Genomic DNA, 286 nt, shown 5'->3' on the forward strand with positions numbered 1-286 from the left:
CGACAGCAGCGAAGCCGTCGCCAGCGAAGCGCCGGCCACTGAAGCGCCAGCCGTCGAGGCTGAAGCGCCTGCTGCACAGCCGGTCGAAGCGCCAGCCGAAGCCCCAGTGAGCGACGTGGTCGAGAGCGCTGTGGTCGCCGAACCGGCGGTCGAGGCAGCCCCTGCCGCTGCAGCCGAAGAGCCGGCAGCCGTCGAAGCCCCTGCTGTCGAGCCGGTTGCACAGCCCGAGCCGGTCGTCGAAGCCGCCCAGGAACCTGCTCCGGCAGTAGCCGAGGAAGTCGCTCCG

1 protein-coding gene is annotated in these 286 nt (G+C 71.7%); it reads right to left on the minus strand.

Features of this window, described 5'->3' with window-relative positions:
* Positions 1 to 286 (minus strand): hypothetical protein (locus J0A65_RS27145; protein WP_206597257.1); only part of this gene is annotated, 286 nt, incomplete at both ends.

It is taken from the genome of Bowmanella yangjiangensis (assembly GCF_017255015.1).
Taxonomy (GTDB): domain Bacteria; phylum Pseudomonadota; class Gammaproteobacteria; order Enterobacterales; family Alteromonadaceae; genus Bowmanella; species Bowmanella yangjiangensis.